This is a genomic window from Neisseria sp. (assembly GCF_041804105.1).
Taxonomy (GTDB): Bacteria; Pseudomonadota; Gammaproteobacteria; order Burkholderiales; family Neisseriaceae; genus Neisseria.
On record NZ_JBHCJY010000123.1, the window covers coordinates 1 to 5,542 of the forward strand.

A 5,542-nucleotide genomic window follows, 5' to 3' on the forward strand; every position below is an offset into this window, starting at 1 on the left:
CCAGCAACAACCCCAACCTGCAAAACATCCCCATCCGCACCGCCGAAGGCCGCCGCGTGCGCCGCGCCTTCACCGCCCCTTCGGGCAGCCTGATTGTCTCCGCCGACTATTCCCAAATCGAGCTGCGCATCATGGCGCATTTGAGCGGCGACAAAACCCTGCTCGAAGCCTTTAAAAACGGCGAAGACGTACACCGCCGCACCGCCGCCGAAGTGTTCGGCGTACCGCCCGAAAACGTCGGCCCCGAACAGCGCCGCTACGCCAAAACCATCAACTTCGGCCTGATTTACGGCATGGGGCAATACGGTCTCGCCAAATCGCTGGGCATCGACAACCTCTCCGCCAAAAACTTCATCGACCGCTACTTCGCCCGCTACCCCGGCGTGGCCGACTACATGCAGCGCACCAAAGAACAGGCCGCCGCGCTCGGCTACGTCGAAACCCTATTCGGCCGCCGCCTCTACCTGCCCGACATCCGCGCCGCCAACGCCAACGCCCGCGCAGGCGCCGAACGCGCCGCCATCAACGCCCCCATGCAGGGCACCGCGTCCGACCTCATCAAACGCGCCATGATAAACGTGCGCAACTGGCTCATTTCAGACGGCCTGCAAAGCAAACTGATTATGCAGGTGCATGACGAATTGGTGTTGGAAGTGGTTGAAACGGAACTGGATTTGGTTCGCGGGAAACTGCCGGAGATTATGGCTAAAGTGGACGGGGGGATGTTGGATGTACCGCTGGTGGCGGAAGTGGGGAACGGGGAAGATTGGGAAGCCGCTCACTAATGCAAATTTGGTTTTAAAATTGCAAACCGCTTTTTCAGACAAAATGGATTGGGGCTGAAAGAGCCGATTGGTACGAAATTACAAAGGATAAGTCATGACAACAGATGATTTGATTAAAGAAGGCATAGAGCTGTTTAATGCCAAAAAATATACCGAAGCCATTCAAAAGCTGAATGAGGCTTGGCATTCGATTTCAGACAAGACCAATAATCTTCAACAGCAAAATGATGTCCAATTTTGGTTGGGACGCTGTTATTTAGAGCAGGCCGTTCAAACTAAAAATATCGCTTTATTCGAAAAAGCACGTGAGCATTTTCAACAACGATTGGCGTTGACTAAAAAATTCAATGGGGAAAATGGTATTGAGCAGCAAAATTATGCCCTATCTTGGTTAGGATACAATTATTTTCAGCAGGCCATTCAAACTAGAGATGCCGTTTTATTCAAAAAAGCACGTGAGCATTTGCAACTGCAATTGGAGTTAGCCAAACAATTACATGGAGAAAAAGGGATTTTGCGACAAGGTGAGGGGCAATCTGGTTTAGGACGCTGTTATCTCGAACAGGCCATTCAAACCAAAAAAGATGCAACATTATTTAATCAAGCGCGTGAACACTTCCAAGAAACATTGAAATTAGCTAAAAAATTGGGAGAAGACAATGGCACTCAACTGCAAGTTTATTCTCAAAATTGGTTAGGATATTGTTATTTGCAACAGGCCAAACAGGAAGATACGCCCGATAAGGAAAAAATAGAACAAAGCAGAAAACATTTGAACCAGGCATTAAAATTATTGAATGAAAGAAATAATTCAGCTTCTCTTGAAGACGAATTAGAGCCGTCTATTAAACGCCGCCTTAGAGAACTCGATTTTCTATCCAACAATTACCAAGACTATTTCAACAGCAAACAACAGTATATCCAAGGCCAACTGCCTGAACATTTAGACGGCCGTCTGAAAGAAAACCTTGCTGCCGTTTTGGCGGTATTAAGCATTTCACCGATTGAATTTGACAAACCGTTGGCGCATTACACCAGTCCGACGGTATGCGAAAAATTATTGGGTATCGGCCAGAAGCAGGAAAATCAGGAAAAGATTGCCGTCAGCAAGATGCGGATGAACAGTTCCACCTATATGAACGACCCGTATGAAGGCCGAAGCCTGTCGGATTTTTTGGGGATTCATGAAGCGGCTTTGGAAAACCTGACCGAATGCAGCCCCCTCAATGCCTTTTTCGCCTGCTTTTCCGCCCGCGTCAACGATTTGAACCAGTTCCGCCTGTACGGAAAAGTCGGCAACACCGAAGCATCGGGCTGCTGTTTGGTGTTCAATAAAAATAGTGATTGGATACAGGAACCCGATATTGCCGCGTCTTACCGACGATTGAACCCCAGCGGGTTGGATGGCAATAACATTAAAAAAGTGGCAGAAATACAGATGCCGTCTGAAAACCTGCCGCTGTACCAAATCGCCTATATTTTTTATCGCGAAGAATATACGCAGCATGATGAATATGATGTGATGAGCACCGATGAAAACTTCGGTGTCCGTTTGAAACCAATTAGCGACAACCATAAATGGCATAAAGTCAGAGCCAAACGGCTTCAGACGGCCTTAAACCATTTACGCGAATATTTCAAAGCCCCTGTTCAAAACAAAGAAAAATCCCAAGAAAACAAAGCGGCTTTGGAATACATCCGCTATCTGTTTAAAGACTACGCCTTCCGCGATGAAGAAGAGTTCCGTCTGCTGAAAATCGAAGAAACCGGCTCGGACAAAGTGCAATACTGCCATATTACCAACACCGCTTTTTTGGAATACGGCGATATTTGCGGCAGGTTGGACGAAGTGATTTTGGGTACCAACTACGAACGCACGGATGCGGGATTGAAAGTGGAAGTGTTCCGCCATCTGCTGAAACGGAAAAATCTGAACATCAAAGTATCGCATTCGTCCCTGCCGATTAATCCGGTCGGACGGTAGCCTTTGCGTTGCAAACCGTTTGCGAAAATCCGCAGGCTGTAATTCGAAGGCCGTCTGAAATATATAGGGTGGGTGTAAACCCACCATTCCAAAATTTCAAAACAAAACGGTGGGTTTACACCCACCCTACCAGTCATAAAGGCCGTCTGAAAATTTTCAGACGGCCTTTGTCTTTAATTATTCTGCGTTCGGAATCTGGTTCGGCTTGTTTGAACAGCGTAGGTTGGGTTGCCGCAGGTGCCATCCAACAAAAATGTCCAAGTTTTACACTGAGGCCGTCTCAACCATTTTTCAGACGGCCCTGTTGTCCGGCATTTCTACCGGTACGATTCCGCCGTAGCGTTCGGCATCATGATCCACAATACGATATAGACTAGTATTCCCGGCACGGCGACGCTGGCGCAGGAAAGGATGACAAACAGCAGGCGGGTAAGGAAGGGCGACCAGCCAAGGTATTCGGCGATGCCACCCATCACGCCGGCGATGATGCGGTAGTTGCGGGAGCGGTGCAGTTTGATGAGTTTGGCCATTTTGTGTTTCTCCATAATTGCGGGATAGGTTCTAGATGGTGCGCTTTAACGGGAAATCAAGGCTCGCCGTATTTTCACCCTGTCTCTGAGGCCGTCTGAAAACGGCTGTCGTAAAAAACGCCGCCTGCTTGTGCAGACGGCGTTTGGTGTTTTCAGACGGCCATTAGTACAAACCGCCTTTATTTGCTGCTTGATTACTCGGCTTCGTGCACCTGTTCGGCTACTTCGGCTTCGTGGTGTGCCTGCCAAACCTGACGGCGGGTACGGTGGTAAGTAAGGCCCGTACCTGCGGGAATCAGACGGCCGACGATCACGTTTTCTTTCAAGCCGCGCAGTTCGTCCTGTTTGCCCATAATCGCGGCTTCGGTGAGCACGCGGGTGGTTTCTTGGAACGATGCGGCCGAAATGAAGCTGTCGGTCGAAAGCGAGGCTTTGGTGATACCCAGCAGCACGTTTTCGTAGCGCGCAGGCTCTTTGCCGTCGGCCGTGGCTTTTTCGTTGGCCAGGGTAACGTCGCTGCGTTCCACCTGTTCACCGGTGATGAAACCGGTTTCGCCTGCGTCGGCAATGTTCACGCGGCGCAGCATCTGGCGGATGATGACCTCGATGTGCTTGTCGGAAATCTTCACGCCTTGCAGACGGTACACTTCCTGCACTTCCTGCACGATGTAGCGCGCAAGGGCTTCGATGCCTTGCAGACGCAGAATGTCGTGCGGGTCAACGGCACCGTCAACGATGGTTTCGCCGCGGTTTACCACTTGGCCGTCGTGCACCAGAATCTGTTTCTCTTTGGAAATCAGGGTTTCGTATGCTACTCCGTCAACATCGGTAATAATCAGACGCTGTTTGCCTTTGGTTTCTTTACCGAACGATACCGTGCCGGTTACTTCGGCCAGCATGCCTGCATCTTTGGGTACGCGTGCTTCGAACAGCTCGGCCACACGCGGCAGACCGCCGGTAATGTCGCGGGTTTTGGAAGAAGCCTGCGGAATACGCGCCAGCACGTCGCCCTTGCCCACTTCCTGACCTTCGCGCACGGTAATCACCGCACCCACGGGGAAGGCCATCGAAACGGCGGTGTTGGTGCCGGGAATGCATACTTCCTCGCCGTTTTCGTCGAGCAGTTTCACGGTCGGGCGCAGCAGTTTGGAAGTGGAGGCCGAACGGCGTTTGCCGTCAATTACCACCAGCGTGGACAAACCGGTTACATCGTCGGTTTGTTTGGCGACGGTTACGCCCTCTTCCACGTTTTCGAATTTCACCAAACCGGCGTGCTCGGTAATCATCGGGCGGGTGTGCGGATCCCAAGTGGCCAGCGTTTGGCCGGCTTTCACCGCCGCACCGTCCTGCACCAGCAGAATGGCACCGTAAGGCACTTTGTGGCGTTCGCGCTCACGACCGATTTCGTCGTGAATCACCACTTCGCAAGAACGGCCAATCACGACCAGCTCGCCTTTGTTGTTGGCAACGTAACGCATCTGGCTGCTGAAGCGGGCGGTGCCGTTGGATTTGGCTTCCACTTGGCTTGCAGCGGCGGCACGGGATGCGGCACCACCGATGTGGAAGGTACGCATGGTCAACTGGGTACCCGGTTCGCCGATAGACTGGGCGGCAATCACGCCGACGGCTTCGCCGGTATTCACCAGTTTGCCGCGCGCCAAGTCGCGGCCGTAGCAGTGGGCACACAGGCCGTAACGGGTTTTACAGGTAATCGGGGTGCGAACTTTAACTTCATCGACACCGGACTGGTCAATCAAATCGACCAACTGCTCATTCAGCAGCGTGCCGGCTTCCACCAGCGTTGCACCGGAAGAATCCACCACGTCGGCAGCGGTTACACGGCCGAGAATACGGTCGCGCAAGGCTTCAATCACATCGCCGCCCTGCACTACGGCTTTCATCACGAAGCCGTCTGAAGTGCCGCAGTCGTCTTCCACCACCACCAAGTCTTGGGTAACGTCTACCAGGCGGCGGGTCAGGTAACCTGAGTTGGCGGTTTTCAAGGCGGTATCGGCCAAACCCTTACGCGCACCGTGGGTGGCGATAAAGTATTGCAATACGGTCAGGCCTTCGCGGAAGTTGGAAGTAATCGGCGTTTCGATAATCGAGCCGTCGGGCTTGGCCATCAGGCCGCGCATACCGGAAAGCTGTTTGATCTGGGCTGCCGAACCGCGGGCGCCCGAGTCGGCCATCATGTAGATGGAGTTGAACGACTCTTGATCCACTTCGTTGCCTTCGCGGTC

3 protein-coding genes and 1 pseudogene are annotated in these 5,542 nt (G+C 52.2%); 2 read left to right on the forward strand and 2 right to left on the reverse strand.

Features of this window, described 5'->3' with window-relative positions; all coding sequences use genetic code 11:
• Positions 1 to 785, forward strand: a 785-nt coding sequence (locus ACEYDX_RS10475) for a DNA polymerase (RefSeq protein ID WP_373741963.1), incomplete at its 5' end; no start/stop codon positions are given.
• A 94-nt stretch (positions 786 to 879) separates the two neighbouring features.
• Entirely contained in the window at positions 880 to 2,769 is a 1,890-nt protein-coding gene (locus tag ACEYDX_RS10480; protein WP_373741964.1) for a tetratricopeptide repeat protein, read from the forward strand.
• Between the two features lie 317 nt (positions 2,770 to 3,086).
• Here ACEYDX_RS10480 and ACEYDX_RS10485 read toward each other — a convergent pair whose 3' ends face one another.
• Positions 3,087 to 3,314, reverse strand: a complete 228-nt coding sequence (locus ACEYDX_RS10485; protein WP_373741965.1) for a PspC domain-containing protein — start codon at positions 3,312 to 3,314, stop codon at positions 3,087 to 3,089.
• A gap of 179 nt (positions 3,315 to 3,493) precedes the next feature.
• Positions 3,494 to 5,542 (reverse strand): annotated as a pseudogene (locus ACEYDX_RS10490) (hypothetical protein); the annotation flags it as partial.

Coding starts and splice junctions, on each gene's coding strand:
- ACEYDX_RS10480 (WP_373741964.1), top strand. CDS start 880: ATGACAACAGATGATTTGATTAAAGAAGGCATAGAGCTGTTTAATGCC.
- ACEYDX_RS10485 (WP_373741965.1), bottom strand. CDS start 3,314: ATGGAGAAACACAAAATGGCCAAACTCATCAAACTGCACCGCTCCCGC.